Below are 15,280 nucleotides of genomic sequence, written 5' to 3' on the forward strand. Positions count from 1 at the left end.
GATCCAGCGCCGCGAGGTAACGACCGATGCTCGCCTCGACCTGCGCCAGCCGGGCTTCGACCTTGGCGGCGGTGAAGTTCTTGTCGCGGTTGTTGACCGCCTTGAACTTGCTGCCGTCGATCGCGACCACAGCCTTGCTGAACAAGTTCAGCCGGCGGCACAGCACCACGAACTGCGCGCAGGCGGCCTGGATGGCCGGGCCGTTGTCCTTGCGGAAGTCGGCCAGCGTCTTGAAGTCGGGCATCAGCCGACCGGTGAGCCAGATCAGCTCGATGTTGCGCTGGCTCTCGCGTTCGAGGCGGCGGCTCGACGGCACGCGGTTGAGGTAGCCGTACACGTAGATCTTGAGCAGCGTCGCTGGATGGTAGGCCGGACGGCCCGTGGCCTCTGGCACTGCGCCCGCAAAGCCGAGCGCGCCCAGATCGAGCTCATCGACGAACACTTCGACAAGGCGAACCGGGTTGTCGGCGGTGATGTAGTCGTCCAGGCAGTCGGGAAGGAGCGTGATCTGCTGACGGTCCTCACCTGCGATGAAGCGTTTCATCCCGACCTCCCCAGATCGGGATTTACTCTACCAAATCAGCACGTTTTCACACAGCCTGGGTCATACCTGGACGCTCGGCTCCGCCGCTGCGGTTGCGACGTTACGGGAAGCCGAACGACGGGCGCGCGATCTGCGCGCAGACCTCGAATGGCGCGGCGTTCACCCCGACGTGCTGCGCTTCTGCCGGAGCGAGCTCCTGGTCGACAACTATTTCCACGCCACGCTCGAGGCGGTGAAATCGATCGCGGACAAGCTGCGGGTCAGCACCGGCTTGCAGGACGATGGCGCCACACTCGTCGACCGCGCGCTGGGCGGTGAACTTTCGTTGCTGGCGATCAACCCGCTATCGACGAAAAGCGAGCGCGACGAGCAGAAGGGTTTCGCAAATCTCCTCAAAGGCGTGTTCGGAATGTTCCGCAACCCCACCGCGCACGAAGCGCGAATCAACTGGGTAATGGCGCAGACGGACGCTCTGGATCTGCTGACGCTTGCGTCGCTTGTCCACCGCCGCATCGATGCCGCCTACATGCATCCGCGGATTTGAACGGTTGGTGGGGAGCGCCTTCTCAGAGGTGCTCGGCGTCATCATGCTGCTCTGCCGGTTGCTGCCGCTCTTCAGCCTGTCGTCGATGCATTCACATGTCGGAAGGAATCGAAATGCGCCTGCCGCTCCTTCATGTGATCGTCGGCTTCCGCATCGGACACTCCGCCGATCGCACGTGGCGACGCCGCCCAGTCAGCTGCGCTTCGCCTAAGGAGCGGCGGCGTCATCGAACTAGATGGCCGCGAGAAGAAGGTCCCGCGTTGGGGCCAGCTCCGTGTACTTCGTCCGACGGCTCCTGCGCTCCTTACTCCTTCTGGTAAGGAGCAGCAGTTCCTTCTCTACGCGTGCCCGAACTAGTAGCTGCCGGTTTTGGGATGACGACAGGTCCACCCGATCCGGAGAACACTCGCGAGTGCCACCACGACGTCAAAAAAGCCCAGGTAGGGCAAATTTAGCAGTCGAATCAGTGAGTTGGCGAGCTTTGCGAGAGGAGTGACCATCTCATCGCAACGAAGGAACGGAAACGCCGTTCCGGTTTCAGCCCTTAAAACTCGAACCGCCCAATCCCAGCTTTAACGACTGTCGGTACGAGGTCGGTACGAGAGATTCTTCGAATACCGGCAGAATGGAAAAAAGCCAGCAATTTCAGTGGTAGCGAGGGAGGGATTTGAACCCCCGACACAAGGATTATGATTCCTCTGCTCTAACCAACTGAGCTACCCCGCCACCGTCGCGGAGGGCGCCTGCGGCGTCCCCCGGTGGGCGGCGGTATAGGAAGAAGGGGCCGGGGGTGTCAACGGCTTGCGGCGCCGAGATCCCAGGTTCTTTGCCGGCCCCTTCCCCCGCCTCAGAGCGTCTGGCCGAAGATCCTGGCGACCTGGGGGATGTCCTTGTCGCCGCGGCCCGAGAGGTTGAGCACCATCAGGTGGTCGGCGGGCTTGGTGGGGGCCAGTTCCGCGACCTTGGAGAGGGCGTGGGCGGGCTCCAGCGCCGGGATGATGCCCTCCAGCGCCGAGCACAGCTTGAACGCCTCCAGGGTCTCGGAATCGGTGGCCGAGAGGTAGGTGACGCGGCCCGCCTCGTGCAGCCATGCGTGCTCAGGGCCGATGCCCGGATAATCGAGGCCCGCCGAGATCGAGTGCGCGTCGGCGATCTGGCCGTCGGCGTCCATCAGGAGGTAGGTGCGGTTGCCGTGCAGCACGCCCGGCTTGCCGCCGGTGAGCGAGGCGGCGTGCAGGCCGCTCGACACGCCGTGGCCGGCTGCCTCGACGCCGAAAATTTCGACCTCGCGGTCGTCGAGGAAGGGGTGGAACAGGCCCATGGCGTTCGAGCCGCCGCCGATGCAGGCGATCAGCGAATCCGGCAGTCGGCCCTCCAGCGCCAGCATCTGCTGCTTGGTCTCGTGGCCGATCACCGACTGGAAGTCGCGCACCATCGCCGGATAGGGGTGCGGGCCCGCCACCGTGCCGATGCAGTAGAAGGTGTCGGCGACGTTGGTGACCCAGTCGCGCAGGGCCTCGTTCATCGCGTCCTTGAGGGTGCGGGTGCCCGACTGCACCGGCACCACCTCGGCGCCGAGCATCTTCATGCGGAACACGTTGGGGGCCTGCCGCTCGACATCGACGGCGCCCATGTAGACCACGCATTTCAGGCCGAACCGCGCGCAGAGGGTGGCGGTGGCGACGCCGTGCTGGCCCGCGCCGGTCTCGGCGATGATCCGCGGCTTGCCCATGCGGCGGGCGAGCAGGATCTGCCCGAGCACGTTGTTCACCTTGTGCGAGCCGGTGTGGTTCAGCTCCTCGCGCTTGAAGTAGATCTTGGCGCCGTTGCCCTTCGGGGCCTGGGCGCGGAAGTGCTCGGTCAGGCGCTCGGCGTAGTAGAGCGGGCTCGGGCGGCCGATGTAGTGGGTGCCGTAGCTCTCCATGTCGGCCTTGAACGACGGGTCGGCCTTGGCGTCCTCGTAGGCCTTCTCGAGGTCGAGGATCAGCGGCATCAGCGTCTCGGCCACGAAGCGGCCGCCGAAGATGCCGAAGCGGCCGCGCTCGTCCGGCCCGGTGCGGAAGGAGTTGGGTGCGGGGTTCACGGTCACGGGATGCGGTCCTTGGCGGGCATCGATTCTCAAGCCCGCGTGCTAGACCCATGGGACGCCGGCTGCAATGCGGCGTCCGATGCCAATCGCTGCAACGCTTTACACCCGGAGACCGGTTTCAGCCCCGGCCGCGGGCGGCGGCGACGAAGGCGGCGATGCGGCCTACGTCCTTTTCGCCCGGCCGCACCTCGACGCCGGAGGAGACATCGACCGCGGTGAGCCCGGTGCGGGCGAGCGCCTCGGCGACGTTTCGCGTGTCGAGGCCGCCGGAGAGCATCGTGCCCGCGGGCAGGCTCGCTCCGGCGAGGAGTTCCCAGTCGAACGACACGCCGTTGCCGCCGGGCAGCGGCGCACTGGGTGGGGGCTTGGCGTCGAGAAGCAGGCGGTCCGCCGCTTCGGCGTAGGCGGGAAGTGCCAAAAGATCGGCGGCGGTGGCGATGCCCAGCGCCTTCATCACCGGGCGCCCGATGGTGCGGCGGATTTCGGCCACGCGCTCCGGGCTCTCGCGGCCGTGGAGCTGGATCCAGTCGGGATCGGCCGTCTCGACCGCTGCCGCCAGCAGGGCGTCGTCGGGATCGACGAGGAGCAGCACTCGCTCGGCCTGGCCCCTGGCCCGGCGGGCGAGGTGACCGGCCGCGTCGAGGGCGAGATGGCGCGGGCTACGCGCGAAATGCACGAAGCCGACGAGGTCGGCGCCTGCGTCGAGCGCGGCGTCGAGCGTCGCCTCGGTGACGAGCCCGCAGATCTTGACGCACACGCGCGACATGGTGGGACCGTTGGGGGCCTCAGCGGCCGGCGGGGGCCGGCAGGGCGGCGTGGGTGCCGGCGACGCCGTAATTGTTCTCGGCGGGGGTGCCGAAGGTCTTGAGGGTCGCGGCCTCCTTGGCGAGGCGGTCGGCCTCGCGGCGGTGGTAGCGGGCGCGCTCGCGGATGCCGCTCTGGCTCAGCCAGCTGCCAATGCCGCCGACCACGACGCCGAGCGCCACCGCGCCGAACAGCACGGCGTAGAGCGGCAGCACGACGCTGAACAGAGGCTCGGGCGAGAACGGATCGAACGACAGGGTGACCTCCTGCCGGTTGGCGACGGCGAGCAGCACCACCACGACCGCGACCGGCACCAGCACCAGGGCTTTGAGGAAACGGATCATTCCAACGGGTCTCCGACGGATCGGTCCCGCCGCCCCGGCCGGCCCGATCCGGTCAGTGCCGGAGCGGGCCGCCGCGGGAGCCGGGACGGCTCGGACGGCGCGACGAGGATTCTTGGCACGTGCCCGACGGATAGCGGCGGACGCGTTCAGCGACAGAGTTAGGGCGGCAGACCGCGGCCGTCACGGGGCGAAGGCAGCGGAAGGTTCAGGCCTCCGCCCGCTCCTCGCCAATGCCGGCGCGGTTGAGGCGCAGCCGCATCTCCTTGCCGGTCTTGAAGACCGGGATCGCCTTCTCGGACACCGCCACCGACTCGCCGGTGCGGGGGTTGCGCCCGCGCCTTGCCTCGCGCCGCTTCACCGAGAAGGCGCCGAAGCCGCGTAGCTCCACCCGGTCGCCCTGGGCCAGCGCGTCGGCGATGGTGTCGAGGATCGCGTTGACGAGGGTCTCGACGTCCCGCTGGTAGAGATGCGGGTTCTGCTCGGCGATCTTGAGCACGAGTTCGGACTTGATCATGCGGCAACCTTCCGGGTGCGAGGCGGCGCTGGGGGGCTTACGGCGCCGGGCGCCATAGGGCGAGCAGGCCGCCCTGCCCGAGCGCCGTGGCCTCGTCGCCGACCGCCCGCAGGCGCGCGGCGAGGCCATCGAAGCCGGCGAGGTCCGCGGCGGTGCCGAGCGACGACCACAGCTTCAGCCCGCCCTCGGCCTTCGGCTTCCAGTCCTTCACCGGGAGCTTCGCCGGGACGTTCCGCTCCTTCTCGAGCCACGCCACCGCCTGCCGCTCGTCGCCGAGTTCGTCCACGAGCTTGAGCGGCACGCTCTGGCGCCCGCTGAACACGCGCCCGTCGGCGACCGCGTTGAGCTGCGCCTCGTCCATGCCGCGGCGCTGGGCCACGAGGCCGCGGAACCAGCCGTAGGTTTCCATGACGATGGCCGAGAGCGCGGCCTTCGCCTCCGGCGAGGTCGGGGCGAAGCCCGAGGGCTCGGCCTTGAGCGGCGAGGACTTCACCGTCTCGACCTTCACGCCGACCCGGTCGAGCAGGCCGGACACCTCGGGATACTGGAACAGCACACCGATGGAGCCGACGAGCGCGGTCTCGCGGGCGACGATGTGGTCGGCGGCGATGGACGCGATGTAGGCGCCGGACGCCGCCGTGCCGTCGACGAAGGCCACGACGGGTTTCTTGTCGGCGAGCGCGCGGATGTTGCGGTACAGCTCCTCCGAGCCCGTGGTGGTACCGCCGGGCGAGGAGATCGACAGGACGACGCCCCGCACGGACTCGGCCTTGCCGACGCGCTCCATCAGCTTGCGGGTCGATTCGCTGCCGGCGATGAAGCCGCCGATGGAGATGCGGGCGATCTGGTCCTGGTTGGCGGCGAAGAACCGGCCCTCGCCGACCCGGGCGCGGTAGCCGACCGCGCCGACCGCGAGGATGAGGGCGCCGACGCCGACCACCCGCCACAGGGTGAGCTTGCGGCGCAGGCGACGGCGGTCGATCAGGAACTCGGCGTCTGCGGCCATCCGACGGTCCACTCCCTGGCGCTCGGCCTCGACGGGCCGCTTTTTTCCACGATTCGCCGCTCGCCAGTCTGCGCCGGGGGCTGCGAACCGCACTAGGTCGTTCGGGTCACCCCTCCCGGTTTTCGAGGCGCCGGCTCCGGCCGTGGATCGGCCAAGTCCTTGGCGCGCCTGGATTCGGGCGGGTTCACCAACCTGCGGCCGTGTTTAGACCCGCCGGGCGCGGGGCGGCAAGGGGTCGGCGGCGGGAGGCCGGGGGATCGCGGGTGGACCGGGGTGCGGTGTTACGAAGCGAGGCCGGGCGAGAGTCCCCCTCCCCCTTGTGGGGAGGGGTTCGGGGTGGGGGTGGTTCAGGATGAGGCGTTACGGTGCCTCCTGCACCACCCCCACCTCCTACCTCCTCCCCACAAGGGGGAGGAGAATGCCCGGTCCTGCTCGCCTTGCGATGCTCGAACGGCAGGTGCCAAAAACAAAAAACCCCGAGAAGCGGGGTCTCCGCTCCTCGGGCCGTCGGTCGCGCGAGGGAGAAGGCCCAGGAGGCTAAAAAACTCCGGGGCGCTTCATCTTACTCCTCGTCGCCACCCTTCTTCTTGTTGAAGGCGGCGCCCAGGATGTCGCCGAGCGAGGCGCCGGAATCGGCCGAGCCGAACTGGGCCATCGCCTCCTTCTCCTCGGCCACTTCGAGGGCCTTGATCGAGACCTGCACGCGGCGGGCCTTGCGATCGAACTGCACCACGCGGGCATCGACCTTCTCACCGGCGGCCCAACGCTCGGGGCGCTGGTCGGCACGGTCGCGGGCGAGTTCGGCGCGGCGGATGAAGGTCTGCATGTCGGTGTCGACGAGCTTCACTTCGAGGCCCGAATCCTTCACCTCGACGATCTCGCAGGTGACGATCTGGCCCTTCTTGATCTCGCCGGCTTCCGCGAAGGGATCGCCGCCGAGCTGCTTCACGCCGAGCGAGATGCGCTCCTTCTCGACATCGACGTCGAGAACCTGGGCGCGCACGATGTCGCCCTTCTTGTACTCCTCGATCACCTGCTCGCCGGGACGGTTCCAGTCGAGGTCCGACAGGTGGACCATGCCGTCGACGTCGCCTTCGAGGCCGATGAACAGGCCGAACTCGGTCTTGTTCTTGACCTCGCCCTCGACCTCGGAGCCCACGGGATGCTTCTCGGCGAAGCCGTCCCAGGGGTTCTGCAGGGTCTGCTTGAGGCCGAGCGAGATGCGGCGCTTGACCGAATCGACTTCCAGGATCTGCACCTCGACCTCCTGGGAGGTGGAGACGATCTTGCCCGGATGGACGTTCTTCTTGGTCCAGCTCATCTCGGAGACGTGGATCAGGCCCTCGATGCCCGGCTCCAGCTCCACGAAGGCGCCGTAATCGGTGATGTTGGTGACCCGGCCCTTGAGCTTGGCGCCTTCGGGATAGCGGGCGGCGATGCCCTCCCACGGATCGGCGAGCAGCTGCTTGATGCCGAGCGAGATGCGGTGCGTCTCGTGGTTGATCTTGATGATCTTGACCTTCACCGTCTGGCCGATGGTCACGACCTCGGACGGGTGGTTCACGCGGCGCCACGCCATGTCGGTGACGTGCAGCAGGCCGTCGATGCCGCCGAGATCGACGAACGCGCCGTACTCGGTGATGTTCTTGACGACGCCGTCGATGACCTGACCCTCTTCGAGGTTGGCCACCAGCTCCGAGCGCTGCTCGGCGCGGCTCTCTTCGAGCACGGTGCGGCGCGACACGACGATGTTGCCGCGGCGGCGATCCATCTTGAGGATCTGGAACGGCTGGGGCGTGCCGAGCAGCGGGGTCACGTCGCGCACCGGGCGGATGTCGACCTGCGAGCGCGGCAGGAACGCCACGGCGCCGTCGAGATCGACGGTGTAGCCGCCCTTGACCTGGTTGAAGATCGTGCCGGTGACGCGGTCGTTGTTCTCGAACGACTTCTCCAGCTTGACCCAGCTCTCCTCGCGGCGCGCCTTGTCACGCGAGATGACGGCCTCGCCGAGCGCGTTCTCGATGCGATCGACGTAGACCTCGACCTCATCGCCGACGGCGAGTTCGGTGTCGCGGCCGGGGCCGTTGAATTCCTTGAGGGCGACGCGACCTTCGGTCTTGGCGCCGATGTCGATGACGGCGACATCCTTCTCGATCGCAACGACGCGACCCTTGACGACCGAACCCTCGGTGATCTCGTGATTGAGGAAGCTTTCCTCGAGCAGGCTCGCGAAATCTTCGCGGCTCGGCTGGGAAACGTTCAGACCAGCGGACATTCTCTCTCCTAGATGGCCTCCCGCGGGAGGCCGCGCCGACGGCAAGTGTGGCATGGACCCCCGTCACCGCCGGCCGCCGGATGGAACGATCCGGTCGGGCCAACCTCCTCGAGGGAGGGCCGACGCATGCTGGAACAAGCGATGGCCGAGGGCCGACGACCCTACCGGGAACGAAAGCGGGACCGGGGGTGCGCAGAGCACCGGCGATCCTTCACGGTTACCGATAGGGAAATCGGGGGCAGCGTTAGCCGATCCGCCCTTCCGGCGCAACGTCGAAGCGAAAGCCGCGGTGTCGCCTTCGCCGATCCGTGATCGTCGTTTCCTATCTTTTGACAGATCGCCCCGGAATCTCGGGGGACGACTTCACGGAGCGTAAAGAGGCCCGCGCCTAGACTGGCTCTAGGGTCGCGGGGCGCCAAGAACCCGGCCGATCATCCCCTCCCCGCCGGCGGGCGGCCGCGAAGCACGACGAAGACCGGACAGCGTGGGAGAGCACCGCATCAGCGCGACCGGCGCAGGCGCGAAGGCCGGGATCGGCGGCAGGCTGCATGGCCTGCGCCGCGACCAGCGCGGCGTCGCCGTGGTCGAGTTCTCCCTCGTCGCCCTGCCGCTCTTCGCCCTCGTCGCCGTCATCCTGGAGGCGTCCCTGCTCGTCTACGCCCAGCATCGCCTGGACGTGGCGGTCGAGCGCGGGGCGCGGTTCCTGCGCATCGGCTCGATCCAGAGCAACTCAATGGACGACGACCCCGCCGTGCGGCTGCGCGCAGCCATGTGCGGCGGCGGCTTCAATATGTTCCGCTGCGAGGACCTGCGGATCGACCTCGTGCCTACCGAGAGCTTCAGCCCGGCGCAGGTCGCCGCCCCCTACGACGCCAAGACCGGCAACTGGGCCCAGGGTTTCGGCTCCCATTTCGATTGCCCGACCGGCAGCAGCGTCGTCAGCCTGCGGGTCGCCGTCGCGGTGCTGCGCCCGTTCCGCTTCCTCGACTTCACCGGCCAGTCGATGCCGGGTCGGCGCCAGCTCCTCACCTCCACCATGGTCTTCCGCACCGAAGGGTTCGAGGGAAGAGCGTGTTAGGAGCGGCGCTGAAACGGCGGCTCGGGCGCTTCGTCCCCGCCGAGGGCGGAGCGACGGCGGTCGAATTCGCCTTCGTGGCGCCGCTCTTGATGCTTCTGTTCATGGGCGCGATCGAGATGCCGCGGGCGGTGGCGACGCAGAACCGCCTGTCGCAGGCAACGACCGCCATGGCCGACCTGATCTCCCGCCAGGACCAGACCCGGATCGAGGACGTCTACGCCGCCGCCCACCTCGTGGCCGCCCCCTACAGCGTCGCGGGGCTCGGCATCCGACTGACCGCGGGCGGAGTCTATCAAGACGGCAACGTCTACATCGCCAAGGTCTGCTCGAGCCTGCAGCAGGGCGACACCGCCCGCACCGTCGGCTCGACCCTCGGACCGCCGCCCGCGGGCACGGGCCAGAAGGGCGACCGCTTCGTCCTCGTGGAGACGCAGCTGGCCTACCGGCCGCTGTTCTCGTTCTTTCCCGTCCTCAACGGGCTGGTCTTCACCGGAAAGACGTCCTGGCCGGTGCGGGACGGCATCGCCTACAACGGCCAGCCCGAGATCGTGCTGCCCGGCGGAAAGCCCTGCCCGCGCTGATTCTTCTTTGGTTTTCGAGGCTGTCTCGGCTCCGAGCCCGGTCGCTTGACCCCTGCGGGAAATGGAACGGACCTTTGCTCCGGCGCCCGGAATGCCTCTCCGTGGTCGAGCCGAGCTTCACCGAATCTTCATCAAGGTTCGAGGTCGGCCCTGCCGACCGGGGATTCGAGCCGGGATGTACGTTCTTCCGTTAGGCCCTCCGGTCTAGATCACGGCTTCGGATCTCAGCGGAGTTGGCGGTCGCCATGGCGGCTCGGATGGGTCTATTCGGGATGAAGCCGCCGGGCTGGTGGGAAGCCGTCGGCCGCCTGCGCCGGGCGGATCGGGGCTCGGTCGCCGTGATCTTCGGCCTGTCGGCCACCGCCCTCGTCGGCATGGTCGGCGGGGCGGTCGATTACGCCCGCCTCGTCTCGTCGCGCAGCAACCTCCAGGCCGCCGTCGATGCTGGCGTGCTGGCCGGCGGCAACGCCCTCAAGCTCGTGGTGTCGAACACCGATTCGATCATCGGCCTGACGACGCAGACGATCCAGGCCGAGGCCAAGGCGAACCCGGCCTCGCCGGTCGCGATCCAGGTGACCGTGGGCGGCGACAAGACCACAGTGTCCGCACGGGCGCAGCAGACCGTCCCGTTGATGTTCGGCCCCTTCGTCGGGCTCGGCACGATGGCGATCTCGGCGCAGGCCAAGGCCAGCGTCGTCGGCAAGATGCGCCTGTGCATGCTCGCCCTCGATCCGTCCGCTTCCGGCGCCTTCGCCGTGCAGCAGAAGGCGCAGGTCACCGCCTACGATTGCGCGCTCTATTCCAATTCGACCAGCAAATCCGGCATGGTCGGCCGCAACGCCTCGATGGCCCGCGCCCAGACGATCTGCTCGGTGGGCGGCTTCGAGAACCAGAGCGCGAACTTCACCCCCAATCCGCAGACCGGCTGCCCGGTGATCCCCGACCCGCTGCGCGACCGCCCGATTCCGCAGATCGGCCAATGCTCGCTGCTCGACGCGGTCCTCAGGGTCATCGACGTCGCCACCGGCCCGAGCAAGGGCAGCAACGTCGTCCCGACGAACGTGACGCTGAACCCCGGCACCTATTGCGGCGGGCTCAAGATCACCAAGAAGGCCGCGGTGACGCTCAACCCCGGCATCTACGTGTTCAAGGACGGCCCGCTGATCGTCGACAAGGAGGCCTCGCTGACCGGCAAGGATGTCGGCCTGTTCTTCACCGGCAACAACTCGGGCCTGCTGTTCGACAAGAAGACCACCATCAGCCTCACCGCCCCGACCACGGGCCCGATGGCCGGGCTGCTGATGTCGGAGGACGCGACCGTCTACGCGCCGATCGATCCGGTCGCCCTCGTCGATACCCTGCTCGGCGACAGCATCGCGCCGACTCCACCGCCGCTGGTGACGCCGACCCAGCCGATGCGGATCTACCGCATCATCAGCGACAACGCCCGCACCATCCTCGGCACCATCCACCTGCCGCACGGGCGCCTTGTGATCGACTCCTCGAAGCCGGTGGCCGACATGTCGGCCTACACCGTCGTCGTGGCGCGCCAGATCAACCTTTATGAAGGACCGAACCTGTATCTCAACGCGAACTACTCCGGCACCAGCGTGCCGGTGCCCAAGGGCGTCGGCCCGGTCTCCGGGCGGCTCCTCCTGAGCCAGTGACCGATACGGGGTTCGACCGGAGGCGACCATGGACAGCCACGTTTCACACGCCCCGGCCCCTGAGGACCATGCCGGGCTCGACGACGGCGAGCCGCTGATCGCGCTCATCCTCGACGATTCGGAGATGAATAACCTGCTGCTCGCCCGCGCGCTCGCCCCGGTGCCGGGCTGCCGCGCGGTGGACTTCACCGAGCCCGCGCTGGCCCTGGCCTATCTGCGGGGGAACGTGGCCCGCATCGGCATCGTCATCACCGATTACGACATGCCGGGCATGACCGGGCTCGAATTCATCGCCGCCGCCCGCGAGCTTCCGGGCTTCGCCCACGTGCCGGTGGTGATGGTGACGAGCCTCGACCAGCAGAGCCTGCGCCGCGAGGCGCTCCAGCGCGGCGCCACCGACTTCCTCGGCAAGCCGACCGACCCGGTCGAGATCCGCGCCCGGGTGACGAACCTCCTGCGGCTCTCGCGCGCCCATCGCCGCGAGCAGGAGCGGTCCGCCATCCTAGCCCGCGAGGTCGCCGCCGCGGTCGCCGTGTGCGAGGCGCGCGAGCGCGAGATCATCGCGCTGCTCATGCGCGCCGCCGAGCATCGCGACACCGACACCGGCGACCACATCGCGCGCGTGGCCGCCTACGCCACCGTGATCGCGCGCAACCTCGGCCTGCCGTCCTCCCAGGTCGCCCGGATCGGGCTCGCCTCGACCATGCACGATGTCGGCAAGATCGGCCTCTCGGATTCGATCCTGCTCAAGAACGGCCCGCTCTCGGCGGACGAGCGCCGCGAGATGGAGAAGCACGCCGACCGCGGCCGGCGCATCCTCCAGGGCAGTTCGTCCGAGGTGGTGCAGCTCGCCGCCGAGATCGCCGCGAGCCATCACGAGCGCTGGGACGGCACCGGCTATCCATCGGGTCTGAAGGGCGAGGCGATCCCCATCGGCGGGCGCATCGTGGCCGTCGCCGACGTGTTCGACGCGCTGGTCTCCGAGCGCCCCTACAAGAAGCCGTGGACGCCGGAAGCCGCGGCCGCCTTCCTTCAGGAGAACGCCGGCACCCATTTCGATCCGGCCTGCGTCGCCGCCTTCCTCGCCGGCTGGGACGACGTGCAGTCTCAGTGCCGCGCCTTCGCGGCCTGAACGGACGATTCGAGCGATGCGCCTCGCCTCCCTCAACCCGCTGCGCTCGCTGGCGGGCCGGCTCGCCCTGATCGTCGCGGGCGCCGTGACCGGGGCGCTGCTCTTGGCCACCGGCCTGTCGGCATGGCGCGAGGTCGATCGCTACGCCGCCGACAAGCGCGAGGCCCTGCGCATGACCGCCCAGGTCATCGCCGCCGCAGCCGCCGACGCCACCGCGCGGGGCGACGAGGCCGGCGCGCTCGCCACGCTCCGCGCGGTCGCGGGCGACGGCACGGTCGTCTACGCCGCCATCGAGGGCGAGGGGGGCATCCTCGCCGAGCAGGGCATCGGCCTGCGCCTGTCGGAGGACATCGATCTCGACCGCGGCGCGGTCTCGCCCATCGACCTGATGACGACGCGCACCTTGCGCGTGACGGTGCCGGTGATCGAGACCGCCCGCGAGGTCGGGCGCGTCGTCATCGTCTCGGATTCGCGCGATCTCGCCGCCCGCATCGGCGAAGTCGCCGGCACGGCGCTGCTCGCCGGCCTGCTGGCGCTCGTCCTCGGCCTCGCCGTGTCGCTGCGGCTGCAGCGCTCGGTCACGCGCCCGCTCGCGGCGCTGGCCACCACCATGGACGGCGTGCGCCGCCACCACGACTACACCCAGCGCGCCGCGATCCAGGGCGGCGACGAGCTCGAGGGGCTGGCCAAGACCTTCAACGCGCTGCTCGGGGCGGTCAACGAGCGCGACCGGGCGATCGCCGAGCACGGCGCCGGCCTGGAGCGCGAAGTGGCGCTCCGCACCGCCGACCTGTTCGAGGCGAAGCAAAGCGCGGATGCGGCCAACGCGGCGAAATCCACCTTCCTGGCCACCATGAGCCACGAGATCCGCACGCCGATGAACGGCATGCTGGTGATGGCCGAACTCCTGGCGAACGCCGAGCTGCCGCCGCGCCAGCAGCGCTACGCCAAGGTCATCGCCCGCTCCGGGCAATCGCTGCTCGCGATCATCAACGACATCCTCGACTTCGCCAAGGTCGAGGCGGGCAAGCTGGAGGTCGAGCGCATCCCGGTCAGCCCGCGGGACGTGGCCGACACCGTCGTGACCCTGTTCGGCGAGCGCGCCCGCTCCGCCGGCCTCGACCTCGCCGCGCAGGTGGCGCCCGACGTGCCCGCGAGCCTGCTCGGCGACCCGGTGCGCCTGGGGCAGGTGCTCGGCAATTTCGTCTCGAACGCGCTCAAGTTCACCGGGGCCGGCCACGTGCTGGTGCGGATGGAGATGGAGGGCGGATGCCTCCGCATCGCCGTCACCGACACCGGCATCGGCATCCCGGAGGACAAGCTCGGGCAGATCTTCACCGCCTTCTCCCAGGCCGACCAATCGACCACCCGCCGCTTCGGCGGCACGGGCCTCGGCCTCTCCATCGCCGAGCGGCTGATCGCGGCGATGGGCGGCCATGTCGGCGTCGAGAGCCGGGTCGGCGAGGGCTCGACCTTCTGGGCGCGCATCCCGGTGGACGGCGCCGTGCCCGCGGAGCCGACGACGCGCCTCGCCGCGGGCCTGCCCGCTCTGGTTTCCCTCGGCGCCATAGGCAGCGCGACCCGTACGGTGCTGGAAGCCGACCTCTCGGCCGCGGGCTTCCGCCTCGGCACGGAACCCGGCGCCCACCGCATCGCGCTCGCCTCCGACCTCGCGGCGCTCGGCCGCCGCCCGGAATCGGCCGCCCGCATCGTCGCCCTGGTGCCGATCGGCGATCCGGCCGGGCCGGACCTGCTGGCGCGCGGGCTCGCCGACGAGCTGATGCGCTGGCCCCTGGTCCAGTCCGAGTGGCGCCCGGTGCTCGCCGCGCTCGCCACCGGCGCGCCGTTCACGGCCATCGCGCCCGCCCGCGAGGCGGAGGCGCGGCCCGCCGCCCTGCCCTCCTTCGCGGGCGCGCGGGTGCTGGTCGCCGACGACAGCGCGGTCAACTGCGAGGTCGCCACCGAGGCGCTGTCGCGGCTCGGCGTCACCGCCGTGACCTGCGTGGATGACGGCGCGGCGGCGGTGAGCCTGAGCGCGTCGCAAGCCTTCGACCTGATCCTGATGGACGGCAGCATGCCGGTCCTCGACGGCTTCGCCGCCTCCCTCGCGATCCGCGCCCGCGAGGCCGAGACCGGCGCGGCCCGCGTGCCGATCGTCGCGCTCACCGCCCACGTCGTCGGCGAGGGCGCGGTCGCGTGGCAGGCCGCCGACATGGACGGGATGCTGGCCAAACCCTTCACGCTGACCCAGCTCGCCGCGGTCCTGGCCCGTCACGTCGCCGAGCAGGAGGCGACGGAGCAGCCCCCGCTGCCCGCGACCGAGCAGGCGCCGCCCGCCCCCGTCGGCGCGCTGCTCGACGAGCAGACGCTGGCCAACCTCAACGAACTCGGCGACCGCGACTTCGTCGCCCACGTCCTGCGCCTCTACGCCCGACAGGCGCCGGGCGCCCTGGCCGATTTGGAAGCCGCGCTCGGCAACGGCGACGCCCCGGCGGCGGCGCGCGCGGCCCACAGCCTCAAGTCGATGAGCGCCAATATCGGCGCGGCCCGGATGAAGGACACGGCCGGCGGCATCGAGGCCTCCGCACGCGCCGGCGCGGCGACGGGCGACGCCACGGCTCTGCCGGCGCTGCTGGCCGAGACGCTGGTGGCCCTGGCCGCCCGGATCGGGGCGCCGGAGACGCGGGCGACCGGCTGAGCCT

General features: G+C 69.5%; 13 protein-coding genes and 1 tRNA gene. 6 read left to right on the forward strand and 8 right to left on the reverse strand.

Translation table 11 applies throughout. From position 1 onward, the window contains the following. A partial coding sequence (locus tag AAHG03_RS17620) for a transposase (protein ID WP_342152059.1) occupies positions 1 to 544 on the reverse strand: 544 nt, incomplete at its 3' end. Here AAHG03_RS17620 and AAHG03_RS17625 point away from each other — a divergent pair. After that, positions 531 to 1,088: a TIGR02391 family protein gene (locus AAHG03_RS17625; RefSeq protein WP_342152060.1), complete on the forward strand. Its 558-nt coding sequence runs from the start codon at positions 531 to 533 to the stop codon at positions 1,086 to 1,088. The two genes, AAHG03_RS17620 and AAHG03_RS17625, sit on opposite strands and share 14 nt — an antisense overlap. Positions 1,089 to 1,737: 649 nt before the next feature. Here the strand turns inward: AAHG03_RS17625 and AAHG03_RS17630 are convergent. From AAHG03_RS17630 to rpsA, 7 genes are all read right to left on the reverse strand, one after another. Further along, positions 1,738 to 1,814 (reverse strand) — tRNA-Met (locus tag AAHG03_RS17630). Positions 1,815 to 1,935: 121 nt separating this feature from the next. Further along, positions 1,936 to 3,177 carry a tryptophan synthase subunit beta gene (trpB, locus tag AAHG03_RS17635; protein ID WP_342152062.1) on the reverse strand — a complete coding sequence of 414 codons (1,242 nt, stop codon included), beginning with the start codon at positions 3,175 to 3,177 and terminating at the stop codon, positions 1,936 to 1,938. Between the two features lie 118 nt (positions 3,178 to 3,295). Then, entirely contained in the window at positions 3,296 to 3,943 is a 648-nt protein-coding gene (locus AAHG03_RS17640; RefSeq protein ID WP_342152063.1) for a phosphoribosylanthranilate isomerase, read from the reverse strand. A gap of 19 nt (positions 3,944 to 3,962) precedes the next feature. Next, positions 3,963 to 4,325 carry a LapA family protein gene (locus AAHG03_RS17645; protein ID WP_342152064.1) on the reverse strand — a complete coding sequence of 121 codons (363 nt, stop codon included), beginning with the start codon at positions 4,323 to 4,325 and terminating at the stop codon, positions 3,963 to 3,965. A 205-nt stretch (positions 4,326 to 4,530) separates the two neighbouring features. Continuing rightward, positions 4,531 to 4,839, reverse strand: a complete 309-nt coding sequence (gene ihfB / locus AAHG03_RS17650; protein ID WP_056246699.1) for an integration host factor subunit beta — start codon at positions 4,837 to 4,839, stop codon at positions 4,531 to 4,533. A 37-nt stretch (positions 4,840 to 4,876) separates the two neighbouring features. After that, positions 4,877 to 5,845: a signal peptide peptidase SppA gene (gene sppA, locus AAHG03_RS17655; protein WP_342152066.1), complete on the reverse strand. Its 969-nt coding sequence runs from the start codon at positions 5,843 to 5,845 to the stop codon at positions 4,877 to 4,879. 562 nt (positions 5,846 to 6,407) lie between these two features. Then, entirely contained in the window at positions 6,408 to 8,120 is a 1,713-nt protein-coding gene (gene rpsA, locus AAHG03_RS17660) for a 30S ribosomal protein S1 (protein WP_342152068.1), read from the reverse strand. A 484-nt stretch (positions 8,121 to 8,604) separates the two neighbouring features. Between rpsA and AAHG03_RS17665 the strand changes: the two genes are divergently transcribed. From AAHG03_RS17665 to AAHG03_RS17685, 5 genes are all read left to right on the forward strand, one after another. Beyond that, positions 8,605 to 9,198: a TadE/TadG family type IV pilus assembly protein gene (locus tag AAHG03_RS17665; protein WP_342152069.1), complete on the forward strand. Its 594-nt coding sequence runs from the start codon at positions 8,605 to 8,607 to the stop codon at positions 9,196 to 9,198. Beyond that, positions 9,192 to 9,779, forward strand: coding sequence for a TadE/TadG family type IV pilus assembly protein (locus AAHG03_RS17670; protein ID WP_342152070.1), 588 nt, complete (start codon positions 9,192 to 9,194; stop codon positions 9,777 to 9,779). Before AAHG03_RS17665 ends, AAHG03_RS17670 begins: the two co-directional genes overlap by 7 nt. A gap of 245 nt (positions 9,780 to 10,024) precedes the next feature. Next, positions 10,025 to 11,446, forward strand: a complete 1,422-nt coding sequence (locus AAHG03_RS17675) for a TadE/TadG family type IV pilus assembly protein (protein ID WP_412759768.1) — start codon at positions 10,025 to 10,027, stop codon at positions 11,444 to 11,446. Between the two features lie 94 nt (positions 11,447 to 11,540). Continuing rightward, entirely contained in the window at positions 11,541 to 12,578 is a 1,038-nt protein-coding gene (locus tag AAHG03_RS17680; RefSeq protein ID WP_342152234.1) for an HD-GYP domain-containing protein, read from the forward strand. 16 nt (positions 12,579 to 12,594) lie between these two features. Further along, positions 12,595 to 15,276 carry a hybrid sensor histidine kinase/response regulator gene (locus tag AAHG03_RS17685; protein ID WP_342152071.1) on the forward strand — a complete coding sequence of 894 codons (2,682 nt, stop codon included), beginning with the start codon at positions 12,595 to 12,597 and terminating at the stop codon, positions 15,274 to 15,276. Positions 15,277 to 15,280: the final 4 nt, after the last annotated feature.

Origin of the sequence: Methylorubrum subtropicum (assembly GCF_038442325.1) — a bacterium.
GTDB lineage: Bacteria > Pseudomonadota > Alphaproteobacteria > Rhizobiales > Beijerinckiaceae > Methylobacterium > Methylobacterium subtropicum.